18 protein-coding genes are annotated in these 19,709 nt (G+C 71.9%); 9 read left to right on the forward strand and 9 right to left on the reverse strand.

Annotation, left to right across the window (positions count from 1 at the left end):
* Positions 1–38: 38 nt before the first annotated feature.
* The gene (locus ACIHFE_RS32415) at positions 39–1,139 is read left to right on the forward strand and encodes a M20 family metallopeptidase (RefSeq protein WP_400112355.1); all 1,101 of its coding nucleotides are present in this window, start codon (positions 39–41) and stop codon (positions 1,137–1,139) included.
* Positions 1,140–1,220: 81 nt separating this feature from the next.
* Here ACIHFE_RS32415 and ACIHFE_RS32420 read toward each other — a convergent pair whose 3' ends face one another.
* Positions 1,221–1,472, reverse strand: a complete 252-nt coding sequence (locus tag ACIHFE_RS32420) for a DUF3761 domain-containing protein (RefSeq protein ID WP_400112356.1) — start codon at positions 1,470–1,472, stop codon at positions 1,221–1,223.
* A gap of 141 nt (positions 1,473–1,613) precedes the next feature.
* The gene (locus tag ACIHFE_RS32425) at positions 1,614–2,588 is read right to left on the reverse strand and encodes an NADP-dependent oxidoreductase (RefSeq protein WP_400112358.1); all 975 of its coding nucleotides are present in this window, start codon (positions 2,586–2,588) and stop codon (positions 1,614–1,616) included.
* Between the two features lie 142 nt (positions 2,589–2,730).
* On the opposite strand from ACIHFE_RS32425, the gene ACIHFE_RS32430 reads away from it, so the two are divergent.
* The gene (locus ACIHFE_RS32430) at positions 2,731–3,708 is read left to right on the forward strand and encodes a GlxA family transcriptional regulator (RefSeq protein ID WP_400112360.1); all 978 of its coding nucleotides are present in this window, start codon (positions 2,731–2,733) and stop codon (positions 3,706–3,708) included.
* Between the two features lie 74 nt (positions 3,709–3,782).
* On the opposite strand, the gene ACIHFE_RS32435 is transcribed toward ACIHFE_RS32430, so the two are convergent.
* The 3 genes from ACIHFE_RS32435 to ACIHFE_RS32445 all read right to left on the reverse strand — a co-directional run bounded on the left by ACIHFE_RS32435 (position 3,783) and on the right by ACIHFE_RS32445 (position 6,321).
* Complete coding sequence (locus tag ACIHFE_RS32435; protein WP_400112362.1) at positions 3,783–4,094, reverse strand: hypothetical protein; 312 nt, start codon at positions 4,092–4,094, stop codon at positions 3,783–3,785.
* A 151-nt stretch (positions 4,095–4,245) separates the two neighbouring features.
* The gene (locus ACIHFE_RS32440; RefSeq protein WP_400112364.1) at positions 4,246–5,064 is read right to left on the reverse strand and encodes an isocitrate lyase/phosphoenolpyruvate mutase family protein; all 819 of its coding nucleotides are present in this window, start codon (positions 5,062–5,064) and stop codon (positions 4,246–4,248) included.
* 117 nt (positions 5,065–5,181) lie between these two features.
* Entirely contained in the window at positions 5,182–6,321 is a 1,140-nt protein-coding gene (locus tag ACIHFE_RS32445) for a hypothetical protein (RefSeq protein WP_400112366.1), read from the reverse strand.
* A 196-nt stretch (positions 6,322–6,517) separates the two neighbouring features.
* Here ACIHFE_RS32445 and ACIHFE_RS32450 point away from each other — a divergent pair, with 196 nt between their 5' ends.
* The 4 genes from ACIHFE_RS32450 to ACIHFE_RS32465 all read left to right on the forward strand — a co-directional run bounded on the left by ACIHFE_RS32450 (position 6,518) and on the right by ACIHFE_RS32465 (position 14,181).
* Positions 6,518–7,597: a TerD family protein gene (locus ACIHFE_RS32450; RefSeq protein WP_400112368.1), complete on the forward strand. Its 1,080-nt coding sequence runs from the start codon at positions 6,518–6,520 to the stop codon at positions 7,595–7,597.
* Positions 7,598–7,909: 312 nt separating this feature from the next.
* Positions 7,910–8,467 (forward strand): DinB family protein, encoded by a 558-nt coding sequence (locus tag ACIHFE_RS32455; RefSeq protein WP_400112369.1) that lies wholly within the window; start codon positions 7,910–7,912, stop codon positions 8,465–8,467.
* Between the two features lie 478 nt (positions 8,468–8,945).
* Positions 8,946–10,526, forward strand: coding sequence for a TROVE domain-containing protein (locus tag ACIHFE_RS32460; RefSeq protein ID WP_400112370.1), 1,581 nt, complete (start codon positions 8,946–8,948; stop codon positions 10,524–10,526).
* 67 nt (positions 10,527–10,593) lie between these two features.
* A complete protein-coding gene (locus tag ACIHFE_RS32465; RefSeq protein WP_400112372.1) occupies positions 10,594–14,181 on the forward strand; it encodes a hypothetical protein in 3,588 nt (1,195 codons plus the stop codon).
* 167 nt (positions 14,182–14,348) lie between these two features.
* On the opposite strand, the gene ACIHFE_RS32470 is transcribed toward ACIHFE_RS32465, so the two are convergent.
* Complete coding sequence (locus ACIHFE_RS32470; protein ID WP_400112374.1) at positions 14,349–15,296, reverse strand: EamA family transporter; 948 nt, start codon at positions 15,294–15,296, stop codon at positions 14,349–14,351.
* Positions 15,297–15,366: 70 nt separating this feature from the next.
* Between ACIHFE_RS32470 and ACIHFE_RS32475 the strand changes: the two genes are divergently transcribed.
* Positions 15,367–16,227, forward strand: coding sequence for a LysR family transcriptional regulator (locus tag ACIHFE_RS32475; RefSeq protein WP_400112376.1), 861 nt, complete (start codon positions 15,367–15,369; stop codon positions 16,225–16,227).
* Between the two features lie 32 nt (positions 16,228–16,259).
* Here the strand turns inward: ACIHFE_RS32475 and ACIHFE_RS32480 are convergent, their stop codons facing one another.
* The 3 genes from ACIHFE_RS32480 to ACIHFE_RS32490 are packed head-to-tail and all read right to left on the reverse strand — an operon-like array spanning position 16,260 to position 17,715.
* Positions 16,260–16,871: a TetR/AcrR family transcriptional regulator gene (locus tag ACIHFE_RS32480; RefSeq protein WP_400112378.1), complete on the reverse strand. Its 612-nt coding sequence runs from the start codon at positions 16,869–16,871 to the stop codon at positions 16,260–16,262.
* On the reverse strand, positions 16,868–17,125 hold the full coding sequence (locus tag ACIHFE_RS32485) for a hypothetical protein (protein ID WP_400112380.1): 258 nt from the start codon (positions 17,123–17,125) through the stop codon (positions 16,868–16,870). The genes ACIHFE_RS32480 and ACIHFE_RS32485 overlap by 4 nt, the downstream gene beginning before the upstream one ends.
* 59 nt (positions 17,126–17,184) lie before the next feature.
* Complete coding sequence (locus ACIHFE_RS32490; RefSeq protein ID WP_400112382.1) at positions 17,185–17,715, reverse strand: SgcJ/EcaC family oxidoreductase; 531 nt, start codon at positions 17,713–17,715, stop codon at positions 17,185–17,187.
* A gap of 309 nt (positions 17,716–18,024) precedes the next feature.
* Between ACIHFE_RS32490 and ACIHFE_RS32495 the strand changes: the two genes are divergently transcribed.
* Both ACIHFE_RS32495 and ACIHFE_RS32500 read left to right on the forward strand, forming a co-directional pair.
* Positions 18,025–18,384: an SH3 domain-containing protein gene (locus ACIHFE_RS32495; protein ID WP_400112384.1), complete on the forward strand. Its 360-nt coding sequence runs from the start codon at positions 18,025–18,027 to the stop codon at positions 18,382–18,384.
* A 126-nt stretch (positions 18,385–18,510) separates the two neighbouring features.
* Positions 18,511–19,620, forward strand: a complete 1,110-nt coding sequence (locus ACIHFE_RS32500) for an alpha-hydroxy acid oxidase (protein ID WP_400112386.1) — start codon at positions 18,511–18,513, stop codon at positions 19,618–19,620.
* Positions 19,621–19,709: the final 89 nt, after the last annotated feature.

Raw genomic sequence — 19,709 nt, forward strand, 5'->3', positions numbered from 1 at the left:
CCTGCCGTCCAGCGCGATCCGCCGGTTACCCTCGCGGGATGACGATGCACAAGACCGCCCAGGTGAGCATTGACGCGATGATCGACGACCTCAGGGCACTCGTCGAAACGGAGTCGCCATCGCACCATCCCGGCGCCTTGAGGGCATCGGCCCATGCGGTGGCCGCTGTTGTCGAGCGCCGGCTCGGCGGGCGGGCCGTGCTGGTGGAGAGCGAGGCCGGGCCGCATGTCCACTGGGCGGCTGGTGGCGATCCCAAAGTGCTGATCCTGGGTCACCATGACACGGTGTTTCCGCTCGGCACCCTGGCACGCCGTCCGTTCAAGGCCGAAGACGGACGGGCGACCGGGCCCGGCGTCTTCGACATGCTGGGCGGTCTGGTGCAGGCCGTTCATGGTCTGGCGACGCTCGATGACCGGTCGGGCGTCGAGATCCTGGTGACCGCCGATGAAGAAGTCGGTTCGCATTCCTCCCGAACTCTCATTGAGGAACGGGCGCTTGCGTGCGGTGCCGTGCTGGTGGTCGAGGGTGCCGCTGACGGCGGCGCCCTGAAGACCGGCCGCAAGGGCTGTGGCACATTCCAGGTCTCCATCAAGGGCCGCGCCTCGCACGCGGGTCTGGAACCCGAGGCCGGCGTCAACGCCCTGATCGAAGCGGCGCACCAGGTAGTGGACATCGCGTCACTCGGCCGGCCCGGTATCGGCACGACCGTCACCCCGACCGTTGCGTCCGCGGGCACGCAGAGCAATGTCGTTCCCGCGGAAGCGACCGTTGTCGTCGATGTCCGGGTGGAATCGGCCGGCGAGAAGGAACGGATCGAGTCCGCGTTCGCGGCGCTGGCTCCGCATCTGGAGGGGGCGGAGATCACGGTTGACGGTAGCATCCATCGTCCCCCGATGCCGGAGTCGGCTTCGGCCGAACTCATGGCTGTCGCCGAGCAGTTGATGCCGGGACTCGAAGGCACGGCGGTAGGCGGCGGAAGTGACGGCAATTTCACGGCCGCACTGGGAGTGCCGACACTCGATGGTCTGGGAGCGGTCGGCGGCGGCGCCCACGCCGACCATGAGTATGTGCTGATCGACGCCATGGCGGAGCGGGCCCGTCTTGTCGCGGGGCTGGTGAACGCGATTCAAACCGCATAAGGAATGAACACGGGTGCACCGGCCCGCCGCCGAGCGTATCCGCCCGGCGGCGGGCCGGGCGGGTGCCCGGCGGACTTCCCGTTACTTGTACCAGTAGCGGACGCCGTGGTGGCGGGAGCAAGTCCCGCTGAACCGGGCGCTGTAGGAGTAGGTCTTGTCCTTGCACTGCGCGGTGGCGCCGCGTGGGTGCGGGCTTCCGGCCTTGCAGACTCCGGTGGTGTGGTGGGCGCAATGCGGCCTGGCCGCCTGGGCGTTGACCGCCGTGGCGGTGGTCGCTATCAGCATTCCGGCGGTGATCAGACCCACTGCGGTGCTGCGGACCGCGGTCAGCATGGGAATCCCCTTCCTGTTGTGATCAGTGAGAGGGATGCTGGCGTTGGCGCAGGGCCGGCCGCAGTGGTTTTCCGGGGTGGTTACCGAGTCGGGACAATGGGGAGCCGGCCGCGCCCAAGGACCCCGTGCCGGCAGGGCCGGTCAGGATGCGATGGACAGGACGATCTTTCCGGTGGTGCGGCCCCGCTCGCCCAGCCGGTGGGCCCCGGCGGCGTCCTCCAGGGGGAACACATTCTCCGCGATCACCCGCAGGCGTCCGTCCTCGACCAGCTCGGTGATCTCGCGCAGGCCCTGCTGATCCGGCTCGACGAGCATAAACACCGCCCGGACACCGGCCGCCTCGGCCTCGGCACGGGGGAAGGTCCCGTCCAGCGGCAGGATCGAGACCAAGGTGCCGCCCGGACGAAGGGTGCGCAGGGAGCGGGACCAGTTGGCGCCGCCGATGGGGTCCACCACAACGTCCATGTCACGGACCGTCTCGGCGACGTCCTGGCTGCGGTAGTCGACGACCTCGTCCGCGCCGAGCGAGCGCAACAGATCGTGCTTGGCGGCGCTGGCCGTGCCAACCACCCACGCCCCACGGTCCTTGGCGATCTGCACGGCCAGATGACCGACCCCGCCGGCGGCGGCGTGGATCAGCACGCGCTGCCCGGGCCGCACATCGGCGGTGTCCACCAGGGCCTGCCACGCGGTGAGCGCCGCCAGCGGCAGGGCGGCCGACTCGATATGGGTCAGCCCCTGGGGACGGCGCGCGAAGTGGCGGGTGGGCGCGGCGACATACTCGGCGTAGGCGCCTGCCGGATGCGGGAAGCGCGGCATCCCGTACACCTCGTCGCCGGGCTGAAAGAGGGTCACGCCGTCACCGACGGCCGCCACCACGCCGGAAACGTCATAACCGAGGGTAAAGGGAGGCTTGACGCCGGTGGCGAACTCACCGCGGGAACGGGTCTTCCAGTCAGCCGGGTTGACCCCGGCCGCATGCACCCGGACCAGCACCTCGCCCCTGGCCGGCTCCGGACGCCGCGTCTCGGTCAGCTTGAGGACTTCGGGGGCTCCGGCGGCGTCCTGGGAAATGGCGCGCATGGTGGTGGGGAGGTGGGTGGTGGCCTGGGACATGCTGAGGTTCTCTTTCCGAGGGCGTGTTGTGGTCAGGGGTGTTGGGGTGGGGTCCGGCCGGCTGTCCGGCATGTCCTCAGATTGCCGTGGGGGACAGGCCCCCAGTGGTGGCGCTCCGGCCAGATGGTGAAAGGATCTGGCCATGCACCATGTTGGCGTCCTGGCCCTGGACGGCGTCTTCCCCTTTGAACTCGGCATCCCGGCCCGGATCTTCGGTGCCGCCCGCGATCAAGAGGGCCGTCCCCTCTACACCGTGACCACCTGCAGCCTGGACGGCGGCCCCGTCCGCTCCGAGGCCGACTACGACCTTGCCGTCTCCCATGACGCCACCCTGCTGGGCACCGTCGACACCGTGGTCATCCCGCCCTCCCGTGCCCTCGGCCCGATCCGGGAGGAAGGCCGCCTGCCGGACGCCCTGCGCGAGGCCCTGGCCGCCATCCGGCCCGGCACACGCATCGTCGGCATCTGCACCGCGACCTATGTCCTGGCCGCGGCCGGACTCCTCGACCATCGGCCCGCCACCACGCACTGGCGCGAGGCCGACCGCCTCCAGCGGATGTTCACCACGACCCGTATCGACCCCGATGTCCTGTTCGTCGACGACGGCGACATCCTCACCTCCGCCGGGGTGGCCGCCGGTATCGATCTCTGCCTGCACCTGGTACGCCGTGACCACGGCAGCCGGATCGCCAATGATGTGGCCCGCTCCTGCATCGTCCCGCCCTGGCGCGACGGCGGCCAGGCCCAGTACATCCAGCGCCCGGTCCCCGGCCCGACCGCCTCCGGCACCGCCGCCGCCCAGGCATGGGCCATGGAACGCCTCGCCGAACCGCTTACGCTCGCCGACCTCGCCGCGCACGCCCATATGAGCGTCCGCACCTTCTCCCGCCGCTTCCGCGAGGAAACCGGCACCACGCCCAGCCAGTGGCTCGTCCGCCAGCGCGTCGACCTGGCCCGCAACTACCTGGAGACCACCGACTGGCCGGTCGACCTGGTCGCCGCCCGCTCCGGCCTCGGCACCGGCGCCTCCCTGCGGCAGCATCTGCACGCCGCCATCGGCGTCAGCCCCCAGCACTACCGCCGGACTTTCCGTCCCACGGCGGGAGCAGCCGCTGGGTGATCACCCGACGGCCGTCCGACGCCCGCGCCGCACGGTGCGCGTGGCGCCGGACCGAGGTCAGCCACCTGCCGGCCTCAACCGCCGCCGCGCGTCCGCGGCATGCCGGCCGCGCAACCCTGCCCCGCCGCCTTCGCCAAGGCGGCGTCCAGGTAGTCGAGCACCATGCCGGCGCTGGACCGGGTCCGGGCGTCTTCGCTGACACACAGGGGTTTGATCAGATGCCTGGCGGCCTCTATGACCCCGACGGGGACGGAGACTTCCCGGAACGGGGCCAGGGCGAGGGACGCCTGCTCGCCGGGCTCGGCCGTCCCGGCCGGCACCGCCGGGGGAATGACGGCGCGGACGCCATTGCCGACCAGGGGGCGGCTGGGGGGTGAGGTGGTCACCGGTGAAGTGTCCCGCACGGCGTCGAACGGGTCGCCTGCGGGCCGGACTTCGTCCTCCTGCCCCGACGAACGGGGCCCGGTGACGCCTGATCTCCGGCCCCTGCGCGTTTCATCCGGAGGCCGCACCCGGGCCGCCGCACAGGAAGGCCGTTCAACGCGGCGTGGAGAACAGACCGTTGAGCTCCGCGGAGGGAATGCCATCGGCGAGTGAGTGATAGCCGCCGGTACCGTACAGCTCCTGTGCCGCACGGCGGGCGGCGGCGAAGGCGGCCCGTGCCACGCCCGCTCCCAGACTGACCCTCGCCACACCGAGGGCGCCCAGCCCGGCGACGTCCGGTGCGCCGGGGCCCGCCATGATGTTCAACGGCACGGAGATGTCCGCCGCCAGAGCGGTGATGGTGGCGGAGTCGGTGACACCGGGGACGAAGATGCCGTCCGCGCCGGCGTCCACATAGACGCGTGCCCGCTCCAGGGTCTCCTTGAACCGGGTGGCCGGGTCGCCGAGGCCCAATCGGTAGGTGTCCGTACGGGCGTTGAGGAAGAGCCGCACGCCCGCCCGCTCCGCCACGCCCCGGGCCGCCGTCAACCGGGCCGCCAGTTCGGCGGGCGGCCGGTTGCCGTCCTCGATGTTGACGCCCACCGCGCCCGCCTCGAGCACCCCGGCCACGGTCTCGGCGACACCGGCCGCGTCCTGCCCGTACCCGCCCTCGATATCGGCGGTGACCGGCACGGAAACGGCTGTGGTGATCCGGGAGATGAGATTCAGCGCCTGGTCGCGCGCCAGGGTGTCCCCATCCGGCGAGCCCAGCGACCAGGCCACGCCGGCGCTGGTGGTGGCTATCGCGGGTGCGCCCGCGGCCTCGATCACCAGGGCGCTCGCCACATCCCAGGCGTTGGCCAGGGCGAGGGGGTGGGTGGGGGTGTGAAGGGAATGGAACAGGCGGGCCCGGTCGGTCTGTGTGGAAGTCATGCGGTGAGTCAACCAGCGGCGGGGGCGGTTGTCCGGCAGGAATTCGACAATCCGGCATGAATGCCGGCCGGGGGAGCCCGGGTTGAGCACGGTCACCGGGACGAGCCGCCGTGTGGCTCAGCCCTGCACCCCGGGAGCGGTCAGCTGCGCCACCGTGGCGGTCGTCAGCTCGGTGGCGAGGACACTGCGCTCCAACGGCAGCAGGCGGTGGGCCTTGCAGTGCTGGGTCGGCAGCATCGCGTACTCCTCCCCGAGCATCCGGGTCCAGGACGAGTCGAACCGCACCCGGGCGATGAGATCCCGTGCCCGGTCGGAGATGATCGATGACCCGAGGAGCCAGAGACCTGGGCCGCGCCCCGTCCCCGGAGGGTCGAAGGCCAGGTGCAGCAGTCCCGCCGAATGTCCCCGGGGACCACGCAGCCGGTGCCAGCCGATCCGTCCGTACCGGTCGATCCGGCCGAACGTACCCGTCCCCGCCTGGGCCGTGCCGAGCAGCACCACCCAGATGCCGCCGGGCCCGCTGATCAGCCCGACGGGTGTCCTGCCATGGTCCACCGGAATCGGGATCTGTGCCGTACGCCCGCTCCTTGGATCGATGCGCAGCACCGAACTCGCGCTGTCCTGGCTGACATAGAAGTCCCCGCTGACCGGGTGCCGGGCGGCGAAGATGGGCTGCGGCCTCGCCCCGAAGAGCCGGTAGCGCGCCGGACGCGTATGGTCCAGGGCCAGGACCTGATCGCTTCCCTTCAATGTCACCCACAGCACATCGCCGTGCTCACTGATGTAGTGCGGCCCACGGCCGCCGCCGGGAATGCGGATCTCCCGCTCCACCCGTGGTGCGGCGTCGAGCGCGTCCGCCCGTGGATCCACCAGGAGCAGCCGGTCACCGCCCTCGTGGGTGGCCCAGATCCTTCCGGGGTGACGTGAGGAGACCGCCAGGCCGTGCAGCATCGCGTCCGGCGGCCCGAGGGGAAACGCCTTGGCGGCCCATATCCGCTCGGTGCGCGGGTCCAGACGCAGCTTCACCAGATGGCTGTTGGACATCTGGGACACCAACGCCATGGGTCGGCCGGGCAGTTTGACGATCTCATGTGTCTCGGCGGCGAACGGCAGCCGGTACTCCACCACCGGCCGCCGGCTGGGCATCCGTTCACGGTCCGGACTGGCCGCCGCTCGCTCCGGCGTCCCGGACAGCGCCCCGGTCAGGGTGAGGCTGCCCAGCGCGAGCAGTCGGCTCTGGAAGGTGCGGCGGTCCATGCGGCTCCCCCTAGCGCGCGCAGGGTCACGTCGACACATCCATGGAAGCGGTAGGGCCCGATGACAAGATGGCGGATTCGGCGGATTCATTCCTGTGGGCGATGAGAGTGACCCGGGAACCGTCGGCCGCCCGGATGCGTTGAGGCAGTGACGCAGCAGAAGCGCGCAAGAAGCGCAACAGTTCAGGAGGACATCGATGGGCGTGGCCCTAACCAAGGGCGGCAATGTGTCGCTGTCCAAGCAGGCGCATGGTCTGACCGCCGTGACGGTCGGGCTCGGCTGGCAGGTCGGGGCCGGGGCCGGCGGCGGCTTTGACCTCGACGCCAGCGCACTGCTGTGTGGTGCGAGCGGCAAGGTGCTCTCCGACCAGCACTTCGTCTTCTTCAACAACCTCCGCAGCCCGGACGGTTCGGTGGTCCATACCGGCAGTGGTGGCGCCGGCGGCACCGGCGGGGACAATGAGCAGATCCAGGTCGAGCTCGCCCGGGTGCCCGCCGAGGTGACCCGGATCGTCTTTCCGGTCTCCATCTACGAGGCCGCCCAGCGCGGGCAGAGCTTCGGGCAACTCGCCGGTGCCCATATCCGCGTGATGGACCAGCACGGCGGCACCGAGCTGGCCCGCTACGACCTCAAGGGCGAAGCCGCCGCCGAGACCGCGATGGTCTTCGGGGAGCTGTACCGCCACGGCGCCGAGTGGAAGTTCCGTGCGATAGGCCAGGGGTATGCCTCGGGACTCGCCGGGATCGCCACCGACTACGGCGTGGACGTCCTACGGGAGAGCACGCCGCCGCCGGCAGTGGTACCCCCGGCCATCGCGCCCATGGCCGCGTCCGCCGCGCCGGTTCCTCCCGTGCCCGTACCGCCGGCACCCACGCTGGTGTCCGCTCCCACGATGGCCGCCGCTCCGGCGCCGTACCCGGCGCAGCAGAGCCCGGTGGGCGGCCCTCCGCCGTGCTTCTTCGATCCCGCCCACGGCCCGGGTGCGGAGTCGGCGGTCTGGTCGCCGCAGTGGGGCCTGTCCCGCCCGATCGAGGCCTGCCCCAGCTGTGCGCAGCGGGTCCGGACCACCACGCCGCCGTTCTACTCCCCTCCCCAGGCGGGCCACCCGCAGCCGGTGCAGCAGGGCTACCAGCCCGCGCCGCAGGGTTACCCGCAGCAGCCGGCCCCCGGGCAGCCCCAGCAGGGCCGCCGCTTCGGCACGGGCGCACTTCTCGGCGCCGGTGCGGCCGGCCTGGTGGGTGGCGCGTTGCTGGATGAGGCGCTGAGCGACGACTAGCGCCTATGTGATGTCGTGATCAACCTTGCCGATCCGGATCCGTCCGGAAGGCGGATCCGGTAGGCAGGCGATCGTGACACGCAGGCAACTCACCGAAGAACAGTGGCAGTTGATCGAGCCGTTCTCGCCGATGTGCGAGTACGGTCCGTGCTCCAGGGGCACTGCCTGCGCCGCTGCCGCAGCGAGGGCGGCCGAACCCGGCATGCGCGGTATCGCCCTCCGTCCGGCAACTAGGACAGCTGCTGACCGCCATGGCCTCTAGCGTTGTTCTCGACCGACCGAGAAGACGAAACAACAACGGAGGGCGGAGCCATGACCGTCGACAAGCCGACCACCCAGGATGCGACCCAGGCGCCGGCTGCCACCGGTGAGCGCGCCGACCTGTTGGAAATGCTGGGCAAGCAACGGCACTTCCTGCGCTTCACCACCCGCGACCTCACCGACGAGCAGGCGGGGCGGCGGACCACGGCCAGCGAACTGTGCCTGGGCGGCCTGATCAAGCACGTTACCGAGGTCGAGCGGCGGTGGACGGCCTTCCTGCTGGAAGGCCCGTCGGCCATGGGGGACTTCACCGCCATGACCGAGGCGGACCTGGCCCGGTGGGCGGACGGGTTCCGGATGCTGCCCGGCGAGACGCTGGCCGGAGTGCTGGCCGAGTACGAGGAAGTGGCCCGGCACACCGATGAGCTGGTCGCCGCACTGCCCGACCTGGGCGCCACCCAGCCGCTGCCGAAGGCGCCGTGGTTCGAGGCCGGCGCGCAGTGGTCGGCCCGCCGGGTGCTGATGCACATCGTCGCCGAGACCGCCCAGCACGCCGGGCACGCCGACATCATCCGGGAGTCCTTGGACGGCGCCAAAAGCATGGGCTGACCAGCGGCAGCCCCGGCGGCGGAAAACCCTTGGCGATGGTGGCACCCGCTCTCCTAGAGTGATCGGCGTCCAGGTGCGAAGGCAGGACCTACTTCGACTCATAATCGGGAGGCCGCGGGTTCGAATCCCGCCGCCGGCACTCAGGCCGGTGTAGCTCAGGGGATAGAGCACCTTGTCGGTTCCGCCGCCTCGACCTCTGGACGGTAGTGATACGCACCTCCCGGTGCGCGGACCACGGCTACTTCGTTGCGATCGAATCCCATGCCGTGGTCGCTCTGAACTCGGGAGGCGCGGCATCGGGGCGTCCGGTGCGCAGCTGACGGTTACTTCGGGGAACGGCAGGCCGCGGGTTCAAATCCCGTCCCAGCCATGGCTGGTGTAGCTCAGCCCGGTAGAGCGGCTGTTGTGTATGTACCGTCATCGATCTTGGTCTCGGACGCCCCGCGCCGTGCTTCCCCTGCGAATTGGGGGAATTACTGTGGCACGCTTCAACGCCCGCGCGCCCAAGGCGGCCCGTCCCGCCTCGCCCGTGACCACCACCGGGCGCACCCGTACCCACCTCGGTGGCCAGGGGCACCGACGGGACGACCGTTCCGAGCTGTTCCTGCTCGCCGTCGCCAACTTCGTTTCCCAGCAGACCCATCACGAGAGCGCGGCCGCTCGTGACGACCGGTTCGCCGCGCTTGTCCGCGAGCTGGCGGTCCAGGACGCCGCCTGGACCGCCGGCCTGCTGGGATGGCTGCGCGGCGACGGCGGGATGCGCACCGCCTCCCTGGTCGGTGCCGCCGAGTACGTCAAGGCCCGGCTGGACGCCGGTGCCACGGACGGCCCGTCCAACCGCCAGGTCATCGACTCCGTGCTGCGCCGCGCCGACGAGCCCGGTGAGATGCTGGCGTACTGGACCTCCGCCTACGGCCGGAACGTCCCCAAGCCGGTGAAGCGGGGCATCGCCGATGCCGTACGGCGCCTGTACACCGGACGCAACCTGCTCAAGTACGACACCGCTTCCAAGGGCTACCGCTTCGGTGACGTCCTCAACCTGGTCCACCCCACGCCCGACCCGGACAAGCCGTGGCAGGGCGAGCTGTTCCGGTACGCCCTGGACCGCCGCCATCGCCCGGACACCGCCCAGCCGCCGGCCTCCGACCGCATCCTCACCGCACACCGTGCGCTGATGGCGGTGCCCGTCGGGGAACGCCGAGCCCTGGTCACCGGGCCGGGTGGCGCCGAGCGGCTGGCCGAGGCGGGCATGACCTGGGAGGCGCTGGCGGGCTGGCTGCAGGGCCCGATGGACGCGGCGGCCTGGGAGGCCGTCATCCCCGCCATGGGCACCATGGCCCTGGTCCGCAATCTGCGGAACTTCGACGAGTCCGGCGTCGGTGACCAGACCGCCCGGCAGGTGGCCGCCCGGATAGCCGACCCGGCGGAGGTCGCCCGGTCCCGGCAGTTCCCCTTCCGGTACCTGGCCGCCTATCAGCACGCCCCGTCGCTGCGCTGGGCCTATCCGCTGGAACAGGCCCTCGGCCACTCGCTGGGCAATGTGCCCGCGCTGCCCGGCCGGACCCTGATCCTGGTCGACCGCTCCGGCTCCATGTGGTCGCCGCTGTCCGACCGGTCCCAGCTCAACCGCGCCGACGCCGCCGCCGTCTTCGGTACCGCCGTGGCGATGCGCGCGGCCCAGGCGGACCTCGTCGAGTTCGGCACCTCCAGCGCGCCCGTGAGCTACCGCAGGGGCGAGTCCGTGCTCAAGGTGCTGGAGCGCTTCGGGAACCTCGGCGGCACCGACACCACCGAGGCCGTACGCCGCCACTACCGCGGCCACGACCGGGTCCTGATCGTCACCGACGAACAGGCCGCCCACCACTACGCGGGCGACCCGACCGAGCAGGTCCCGGCCGATATCCCGGTCTACACCTGGAACCTGGCCGGCTACCGGCCCGGCCACGGCCCGTCGGGATCCGCCAACCGGCACACCTTCGGCGGGCTCGGCGACGCGGCGTTCCGGATGGTGCCGCTGCTGGAAAGCGGCCGGGACGCCCGCTGGCCCTGGGAGGAGTGAGCGAGATCAGGAGTGCACCGCCGGATCGATGGATGGACTGTCAGACCCCCTCTCTAGCATGGCGGGCATGAGGGGATCGCAAGACAGTTCGGCCACCCAAGCGGTGCGCACCATCCTCGCCTCGTCCCGGACGGGGGAGGGAGAAGAAGCCCGGGGCGCGGGAAGTGCCGCGCTCCGGGCGCTGGAGGAGGCCCGCCCGGCGCGCACGGTCGCGGCGCGCATCGCCACGGCGGGCGGAGCCGACGGGGAAGTGGCCCGCCGGCTCCAGGAGTTGGTGGAGCAGCGGCTCGGTGACCACGCCGGGCGGTGGCTCGGCGTGCATGACGCGCTGGCCGGCTACCGGGGCACCCTGCCCGCACTGCTCGCCGACGCACCGCAGCCGGCGGCGCCGGCCGCTTCGGGTGAGGTCCGCTCGCCCGTACCCCGGAGCGTGCATGACACCTTCGCCCTCCTGCTGGAACACGCCCGGCCCCGGCAGGCGGCCCGCGCCCTGACCGTGCTGCCGGACCGTACGGTGCAGGGGCTGCTCGCCGGCGGAGCGCTGCCCGGGCCGGCCCTGGTCACCGCCGTCACCGAGCACGGCGACTCCCGCACCCGCACCGCCCTGGCCCGTCACCCACGTCTGGACACAAGGGTGCTGGCCCGGCTGCTGGAGGTGGGGGACGCCCGGGTCGGGGCCGCCGTCTACCGCAACCCGCGCGCCACCCAGTCCCTGCGCCGCACCCTTGCGCACCGGCTCGACTCGGCGCCGATGGATCAGGCCCTGCGCGCCGAACTCACCGACCCCGGCGGCGACTTGCCGCGCACCTGGCTCGCGCCGCTGCTCGGCTCGGGCGATCCCACGCTGGTGGCCAGGGCGCTGAGCCTGGGCGTCCGGGGCGTCGCCCAGCAGTATGCGCTGGTCCGGGTGTGGGAGCGCGGGGGAGCCGAGGCACTGCGCGGCCTGCTCGGCGACCCGGCCGTCACCCGGCACCTGAGCCCGCGCGTCCGCACCGAGGTCACCGATGCCCTGGCCGAGGACGGCGGTTCCGGCGATGCGCTGCGCCGGCTGCGCGAGCGGTGCGAGCCCTATGCGGACCCCGCGCGGCTGCCGAGCCTGCTGGCCGTCACCCGGGGCACCAGCAGCCTGCGCGACCTGCTGTCCGAGCCCTATGTCCACGATCTGCGCGCGCTCTGCGAGGCGCATGTCAAGAGCCCGTTTATGCCTGTGGCGAGCGAGGAACTGGCCCGCCATGAGGAAGCGAGTGACGCCCAGCGGCTGGCGTTCAGGCTGAGCGTCCTCAACGAGCCCTGGCGTCCGGACGGTCGGCGGGCCGGGAATGTCACTCAGCCTGAACGGCGCCTGGCCGAGGAGGAGCTGGACGAGTACGCCGGATGGTGGGCGGAGGGCATGGTCCGGGCCGGGCTGCTCGACCCGGTCGAGCTGATCCGTACCGCTCGGCCGTCCGGCCCGGCGCTGAGCGCGCTCGCCCTGCTCGCCGAGCGGGGCCTGCTCACCGCCACCGCCGTGGCGGAGCTGCGCTCGCTGACCGACACCCACCTCGGCGAACGCCCCGAGAGCTGGGCCGCGTTGGAGCGACTGCTGCCCGCCCACCGGGGAAATCTGCGGGAGTTGATCAGCCAGGCGGGCCAGGCGGCCCAAGCGAGTCAGGCGGGCCCGGCCGGGGCCGAACCGGCCGGGGACCAGGAGGGCGCCGCGCGCACCGGTGCGGAGCAGCAGGAACGGGCCGAGCCGCCGCAGGCCCCGCGCAACTCCCTTGAGCGGGCTGCCCTCGCCGCCCTTGACCTCCTCCGCTCCCTCGCGCCCGCCGACGCCCCGCTCCCCACCGACCACGGAGTCCTGGCCTTCCTCGCCCGGCACAGCTGGGACAAGGCCCCCGGCCTGACCACCCCGCCATGGCTGGTCCAGGCGTGTGCGGACCAGGGCGTGGAGCCCGCGGACGCCCGCCCCTGGCACACCGCCCCCACCCTCGCGGAGGTATGGGCGAAGCCCCCGCAGAGCTGCGGCTCCAGCGCCACGCTCACCGAACTCGCCTACACCCAGGGCATCCTGCCCGCGGACGAATTGCTCGCCTTCCTGCCGGCCCGCCGCATGCTGCTGCCGCACTATGACTGGCGCCGGCTCGCGTTCGCCGGAGCCTGGCGGGCCGCCCTCGCCCGCCGGCTGCGCGCCGAACTCGGCGCCGACCCCGACGCCTGGCTCCAACTGGCTGAGACGGCATGGGCGGCAGCCGGTGACCCCGGCGCCGACCGCGGTACGGGCGGGCCCAGCTGGCTGGAACTGCTCTCCCTGGCCCGGTCCATGACCAGGGCCGGTGAGGCGGCCGCCAACGGCTACCGGCCACTGGAGGAATCGGCGTCAAGCTCGTTCACGCGGCGCCCGGGCACCCCCGACCAGGCACTTGGACTCCTGGAACGCGGCAACCACCTGTGGGCCTGGCCGGTGGGCACCCTGCTGTGCCTGGCCGACGCCGATACCGTCGACGCCATCTTGCCCCGGCTCGGCCCCGACGGCCCCTGGCTGCTCGCCGCGTATCTGCTGCGCCATGACCACACCCCCCGCCTGGTCTTCGACCGCCTGCTCGCGGGCCGCGACCCGCACGCCCTGCGGATCCTCGCCCTGCAGTCCCGGTGGCTGGAGGACGGCCTGGTGGAACGGCTGGCCGAACTGGACGATCCCGAGGTGGACTTGGCACTGCTGCGGCAGGGTGGCAACCCGCACCTCGCCCGCCGGATCGTGGCCCGCACCCGGCGCTCCGGCAGCGCGGCCGGACCGGTCGCGGCGCAGGTGCTGGCAGAATTGCGGGCCGAGCCCTCCGCAAGGCCCATCGGCGGCCTGCACTGGCTGTGCTCGGCCGAACCGGACCTGATCGAGGAGATTTTCGCCCGGAAGGGCACCGAACTGGGCCTTGTCCACCAGATCCTCGGCTGTTTGCACTTGCTGGAGCACGGTGGAGCGCACCGGCTCACCGCGCTCATCGGGCGCGACCTGCTCGGCCAGGCCGCCACCAAGCTGTGTGTCAAGGCGCTGGCCGCCAAGGACCCGGCGGCCGTGATCCGCGCCCGGCTCGACCGCGAACTGGCCCCGGACAAGCTGGTCAAAAAGGTGCGCCGGGCCCAAGCCCCCTGGCAGGTGAGGAGCGCCGTGGAGGCGGTCCCGGTCGGTGCCGACTGGCAGGCGCTGGAAGCCGCCCACCAGGAGGAACCGCTGCCGCACTGGGAGCAGTTGGTCAAACTGCCCGATGCCCCCGCCGAACTCCTGCTGCGCCACGCGGCGTTGGTGCGCGAGCCGGGGCCGAACGGTCTGGCCCAGGGCGCCTGCCTCACCCGGGCCCGGGCCCGGCACGGCCTGGCCGGCCTGTACCACTGCGCGCCGGTCACCCAGCTCGACGGCCTGCTCGACTCGGGCATACTCACCGGATCCGACCTGCTGCACCTGGCCGCCCCGGCCGCCCTGATGCTCGCCTACCTCGGCAGCGCCGCGCGCCGCACGGACGCCCCGGCCGAGGCGGGCGCCGCATTGACGGAACTCGCCGGTCTTGTCCGTGCCCGGCTCGGGACCGACGCGGCGGCCTGGACGCGGGTGACCAACCGGCTGACGGGTCGTGATCCGCAATGGGAACCCATGTCCCCGGTGGCCCTGTTGCTGTCCTGAGCCGGGCCGCCCCGGCAGCGGCCGCACGGTCCGGGCGAGGGGCGGGCGAGCGCGTCCGAAGGTGCGCACAGCGCCGCCCAGGCCGCCGCGCGGGCTGCCGCGGCCTGCGCGCGAACGGGGCACCTGCCGCCAAGTGCCCCGTCCACGCAGGCGCCCGGCGCCGTCACTCACCCCCGCCGGGCCCTGCCCGTCCAGACCGCCCCGGCGCTGGCCGCCACCACCAGGGCGATCGCCAGGCATTGCAGGGCCGACAGGGCCTGTCCCAGTACCAGGAACCCGGCCAGCGCCGCCAGCGCCGGGGCCAGGCTCATCAGCACCGCGAAGGTCGCCGCGGGCAGACGGCGCAGGGCCAGCAGCTCCAGCGCGTACGGCACTCCCGAGGACAGCAGTGCCACGACCGCCCCCAGCCCCAGCACCTCCGGCTGGAGCAGCCTGGCGCCCGCGGAGGCGACACCCACTGGCAGGCTCACCAGCGCCGCCACGGCCATCGCCACCGCCAGGCCGTCCAACCGCGGAAAGCGGGCACCGGCCCGGGAGTTGAAGACGATATACGCCGCCCACATGGCGCCCGCGCCGAGTGCGAAGGCGGCGCCCGCCGGGTTGAGCCGGCCGAGGCCGTCCTGCCCGAGCAGGAAGACACCCACGATCGCCAGGCCGGCCCACACCAGGCTCACCGCCCGGCGCGCGGCCACCACCGACAGCAGCAGCGGTCCCAGGACCTCCAGGGTCACCGCCGGACCCAGCGCCATCCGGTCGATCGCCTGGTAGAAGAGGAGGTTCATGCCGCCGAGCGCCAGCCCGAAGGCGCCCGCGACGGCCCAGTCCGTACGGCTGTGGCCGCGCAGCCGGGGACGGCAGACGGCCCACAGCAGTACGGCCGCGATCGTCACCCGCAGCGCCACCACCCCCAGCGCCCCGGCGCGCGGGAAGAGCAGGGCGGCCACGGCGGAGCCGAACTGGACCGAGACGGTACCAGTCAGCACCAGCCCGATGCCGCCGAGGCTGCCGACGCCGGCGGGTGCGGACGCGGTACGGATCCGGGCAGCCGCCGGGGTGCTGGGCGCGGCAGCGGATCCCGTTCCCGCGGCTGCCGGCTGAGAGCTCGTAGGTGTCATGCCCCTCACGCTAGAAGGCCGTCGACGCCACGTGAAATGCCGTATCGCACAGCGGTTATGCTCATCAGGCATGACCATGGAACTGCGCCATCTGCGGGCCTTCCTCGCCATAGCCGAGGCCGGCACCATCACGCGCGCCGCGGCCCGGCTGCACCTCGGCCAGCCCGCCCTCTCCCGTACGCTGCGTCAGCTGGAGACCCATCTCGGCGTCCGGCTGATCGACCGCTCCACCCACCACCTGGAGCTCACGGCGGCGGGCCGTATGTTCCGCGACCGGGCGGCCGCCGCGCTGGCCGCCGTGGACACCGCCCTCGACCCCCGCGCACTGACCGCTCTGCCGCTGCGCCTCGGGCACCCCTGGGCCGGGCTGGGGGACCACACCATCCCGCTGCTGCGCCGCTGGGACGAGGAACACCCCGAGGTGCCACTGGAGTTGCGCCGCATCGACGACCGCATGGCCGGGCTCACCCAGGGCAAGGTCGATGTGGCGCTGCTGCGCGGAGCGGTGACGGCGCCCGGGCTGGTGACGGAACCGCTGCTGGCGGAGGACCGGGTGGCGGTGGTGCCCTCCGGCAGCGAGCTCGCCAACCGTGCTGCCCTCACCCTGGCGGATCTCGCGCCGTGGCCGCTCGCCCTGAACACGGTGGCGGGCACGACCACCTTGGACCTCTGGCCCGCCGGCGCGCGCCCCATGGCGACGATCGAGGTCACCAACACGGACGAGTGGCTTACGGCCATCGCCGTAGGCCGGGCCGTGGGCGTCTCGACCTCGGCCACGCCCCGCCTGCACAAGCATCCCGCGATCGCCTACCGCCCACTGACCGACGCCCCATCGGTGCCCCTGCTGCTGGCCTGGCGCCGCGGCCCGTTGACCCACCCGGCGATCCCGGCCCTGATCCGCCTGGCCCGGGAGGTGGTCGCGGGGCGTTGAAGGAAGGCCGGCCCCGCCACCCCCAACGAGCCTCAGGGATCGCTCCGGTGCGACGCGTGGGCTCCCTCGGCCCGCGTCGCGCGGTCGAAGAATTCGACCAGTTCCTCCGCGCACTCGCCGGGGTCGATGCCCGCCGACAGCGGTTCATAGACGCCATCGAGCGACGCCCGCAGGACCGCCGCCATGATCCGCGGGTTGCCGCTCCGGAATTCTCCGGCGCGCCGGCCATGGGCGAACAGGTCGGACAGCCGGTCCAGTGACTCGGCATGGTGACGTTCCCAGGCGTGGCCGCCATTGAGGATGATCTGCTGGAGCGCCCGCATCTGGTCCAGGTGCCCTGCCATAAACGTCACATTCGCCCGGATCAGGGCCGCGAGTTTCGCACGAGCGCCGCTCGCGGCATCGAGGGCGGGCCGTATGGCGGCTTCCGCGTCGGCGACAACGCGCTCGGCGACGGCTTCGAACAGTGCGTCCTTGTCGGAGAAGTGGTAAGTGATCAGCCGCTTGCTGCTGAGACCGGCCTGCGCACAGATGGCTTCGAAGGTGGTGGCCTGGTAGCCGCGTTCGGCCAGCACGGCGATCGCGGCCCGGGCGATCTGCTCCTTGCGGGCCGCGGTCGCCTGCCGGCGGGGCGTCGCGCTCATCGCGCCGCGCCACCCGCCTTGGCGAAGGCCTGCCGTACGGGATGACTGCCCACCATGAACGCGGCCCTGAGGAGCAGAAGTCCGATCACGGCTTGTTCGGCCTTCATCCACAGCGGGAAGCCGTCATGCGGCAAGGCGATGACCCATACGGCGGCGCTGCCCCCGACCACGGCGGCGACGCCCAAGGAGGCGACCGAGACGGCCAGTGTGATGGCGAAGAGGACACGAAGGCGGTCATGCATTTCTTTATCCACGCGGATAAATTTATCCGTATGGATAAGACGCTGCGAGGCCGAAACCCGACCGGCTGCCGTCAGTCGCCGGCCGGCACCGCTGAGGAATGGTGGTTGAGGATGAGCCACCGGCCACCGCGCCGCTCGTAGACATAGGTGTAGCGGGCGTTGGTCCTGGAGACGGTGCCGCTGTTCTTGTCGGTCAGAGTGAACTGGTAGAGGCCGGTGTCGACGGCATGGCAGGGGTCCAGGATGGTGATGTACCGCTTCTGGATCCGGCCCGAGGGCTTGCTTTCGAGGAAGTGCTGGAAGTAGTCGACGATCGCGGCCCGGTTGGTGCGGATCCTGGACGACACGGTCGGCAGCAGCACGGCATTGGGGGCGTAGAGATCCGCCACGCGGCGTGCGTCACCCTTGGCCAGTGTGGCGTTCCAGCGGTTGAACAAGCCTGCGATCTGGTTCTTTGTGGGCGGCTTCGAGGTCGCCGCGGTGGCTGCGATGGCCGCGTGTGCGGCCGGGGTATGGGCGTGGTCGGGGTGCGCGGCCCCCGCGCCGGCGAAGAGCACGGCGGTGCAGGTGACGGCGACTCCCGCGGAAAACGCGCGTCTCATCGGTACCTCCCACGTTCTGACGGCTGTGCGTAGGCATCCGAGACAGAGCCTCACCCATGGCGTGCGGTTCGGCACGCCGGGCGCAGCCATGGGTGGGTGCCGCGCGGCCGCCGCGAGGCCGGCCCGGATCCATCCCCCTGGCTGGGCCCCGGACAGGTGGTACGGGTGCGGACACGGCGCCCTTCATCGGCGCGTGCCGTCAACTCCGCGACTACCGCAACCTTTTCATGCCCCCGGGTGTCTTACTGGATGTAACTCCCGTTGAGGGAGATTAGGGTTGGAGGGGGAAGAATAGTGATCAACCTGACTATGCGTCGCACATTCGCTGCTGGCGCGGTCACCCTGCTGGCCGGGGCGGGCGCGCTGGCGGCGGCCGAACCGGCCGGTGCCGAACCGGTGGCTCATCCTTCGGTGGTGACCGCTTCCGTCGCACCCTCGCCGAAGGGGAAGGTGATCGCCAGGGAGCCGCTGTCGATCAGGGAGCGGCCGACGACCGCTGCCCGGTATCTGGGCGCGGTCAAGCCCGGTTCGGTGATCGAGCTGTCCTGCAAGAAGCATGGGCAGACGGTGCAGGGCAACGACATCTGGTACCTGCTGGCGAGCAAGCCGGGGTATGTCTCGGCGCGGTATGTGAAGAACCTGACGCCGGTCCCGCTCTGCAAGAAGTAGGCCCGAATATCCCCAGGGCCAGGCGGACTTGGCTCTGGGGACGCCATCGCTGCAGGAAAAGACCATGGCCGCGGCTGGCCGGAACCGGGCTTGTCCGCGATCGGCCCGCCTGGTGAGGTGACCATCGTGTCAGTGGACAACTCACCTGCTACCGGCGGCCGGAGCATGGTCACGCTGGACGACTATCGTGCGGCGGCACGCCCGTTGGTCGAGCCTTCGGCATGGGACTACATCGACGGCGGCAGCGGCGACGAGACCACCCTGCGTGAGAACCTGACCGGCTACCGCCGCTACCGGCTGCGTCCCCGCGTGCTTGTCGATGTCTCCCGCTGCGAGATGCGCACCACCTTGCTCGGGGCCCCGGTCGCCCTGCCCATTGGCGTCGCCCCCACCGCCTTCCATGGGCTGGTCACCCCCGAAGCCGAGCCGGCCTGCGCCCGCGGTGCGGGAGAGATGGGTGCGCTGATGGTGGTCAGTACCTTCGCCACCACGCGACTGGAGGACATCGCACGGGCGGCGCGGGGACCGCTGTGGATGCAGCTCTATGTCTTCCGGGACCGCGCCACCAGCGAGGACCTGGTCAAGCGGGCCGAGGCGGCCGGATACCAGGCGCTGGTCATCACCGTGGACGCCCCGGTCCAGGCCCGACGGGCGCGCGACCTGCGCAATGCCTTCGCCCTGCCCCCGGGACTGGCACCGGCGAACTTCCCCGAAGCCCCCGCCGACGGGTCGCCGACGGAGCTGGCCGCGCGGGTGGCCCGGCGCATCGACCCCGCCTTCACCTGGGACGACCTGGCCTGGTTGCGTTCGCTGACCCGGCTCCCCCTCGTGCTCAAGGGCGTACTGACGGCCGAGGACGCGGCGCGTGCCGCGGAGCTCGGAGTGGCCGCGATGGTGGTGTCCAACCACGGCGGCCGCCAGCTGGACGGCTCGGTCACCGCGCTTGAAGCGCTGCCGGAGGTGGTTTCGGCCGTCGCGGGACGCTGCGAGGTCCTGATCGACGGAGGCATCCGCCGCGGCTCGGACGTGCTGATCGCCCTCGCCCTGGGTGCCCGCGCGGTACTGGTGGGCCGACCCGTGCTGTGGGGCATGGCCGTCGCAGGCGCCGAAGGCGCCCGGGATGTGCTGTCGATCCTGAGCGCCGAGCTGGAGACCGCCATGGCGCTCAGCGGACGCCCGGACCTCGCATCCGTGGACGGGAGCCTATTGCGTCCGGCAGGCCCCGGAGTCGAGTAGCGGTTGGTGGGCGGTGGGTGAGTTCGGGGGGTGTGGGGTGTGAGCCCGCCCATGAGACCTGGCTCACTTACGAGTCTCTTTAGTGATAA

Origin of the sequence: Streptomyces sp. NPDC052396, from assembly GCF_044593195.1 — a bacterium.
In the GTDB taxonomy this organism is placed as follows: domain Bacteria; phylum Actinomycetota; class Actinomycetes; order Streptomycetales; family Streptomycetaceae; genus Streptomyces.

Bases quoted from the DNA above. Each gene is read 5' to 3' on its own strand.
- ACIHFE_RS32415 (WP_400112355.1), top strand. From the start codon at position 39: ATGACGATGCACAAGACCGCCCAGGTGAGCATTGACGCGATGATCGAC.
- ACIHFE_RS32420 (WP_400112356.1), bottom strand. From the start codon at position 1,472: ATGCTGACCGCGGTCCGCAGCACCGCAGTGGGTCTGATCACCGCCGGA.
- ACIHFE_RS32425 (WP_400112358.1), bottom strand. From the start codon at position 2,588: ATGTCCCAGGCCACCACCCACCTCCCCACCACCATGCGCGCCATTTCC.
- ACIHFE_RS32430 (WP_400112360.1), top strand. From the start codon at position 2,731: ATGCACCATGTTGGCGTCCTGGCCCTGGACGGCGTCTTCCCCTTTGAA.
- ACIHFE_RS32440 (WP_400112364.1), bottom strand. From the start codon at position 5,064: ATGACTTCCACACAGACCGACCGGGCCCGCCTGTTCCATTCCCTTCAC.
- ACIHFE_RS32445 (WP_400112366.1), bottom strand. From the start codon at position 6,321: ATGGACCGCCGCACCTTCCAGAGCCGACTGCTCGCGCTGGGCAGCCTC.
- ACIHFE_RS32450 (WP_400112368.1), top strand. From the start codon at position 6,518: ATGGGCGTGGCCCTAACCAAGGGCGGCAATGTGTCGCTGTCCAAGCAG.
- ACIHFE_RS32455 (WP_400112369.1), top strand. From the start codon at position 7,910: ATGACCGTCGACAAGCCGACCACCCAGGATGCGACCCAGGCGCCGGCT.
- ACIHFE_RS32465 (WP_400112372.1), top strand. From the start codon at position 10,594: ATGAGGGGATCGCAAGACAGTTCGGCCACCCAAGCGGTGCGCACCATC.
- ACIHFE_RS32470 (WP_400112374.1), bottom strand. From the start codon at position 15,296: ATGACACCTACGAGCTCTCAGCCGGCAGCCGCGGGAACGGGATCCGCT.
- ACIHFE_RS32475 (WP_400112376.1), top strand. From the start codon at position 15,367: ATGACCATGGAACTGCGCCATCTGCGGGCCTTCCTCGCCATAGCCGAG.
- ACIHFE_RS32480 (WP_400112378.1), bottom strand. From the start codon at position 16,871: ATGAGCGCGACGCCCCGCCGGCAGGCGACCGCGGCCCGCAAGGAGCAG.
- ACIHFE_RS32490 (WP_400112382.1), bottom strand. From the start codon at position 17,715: ATGAGACGCGCGTTTTCCGCGGGAGTCGCCGTCACCTGCACCGCCGTG.
- ACIHFE_RS32495 (WP_400112384.1), top strand. From the start codon at position 18,025: ATGCGTCGCACATTCGCTGCTGGCGCGGTCACCCTGCTGGCCGGGGCG.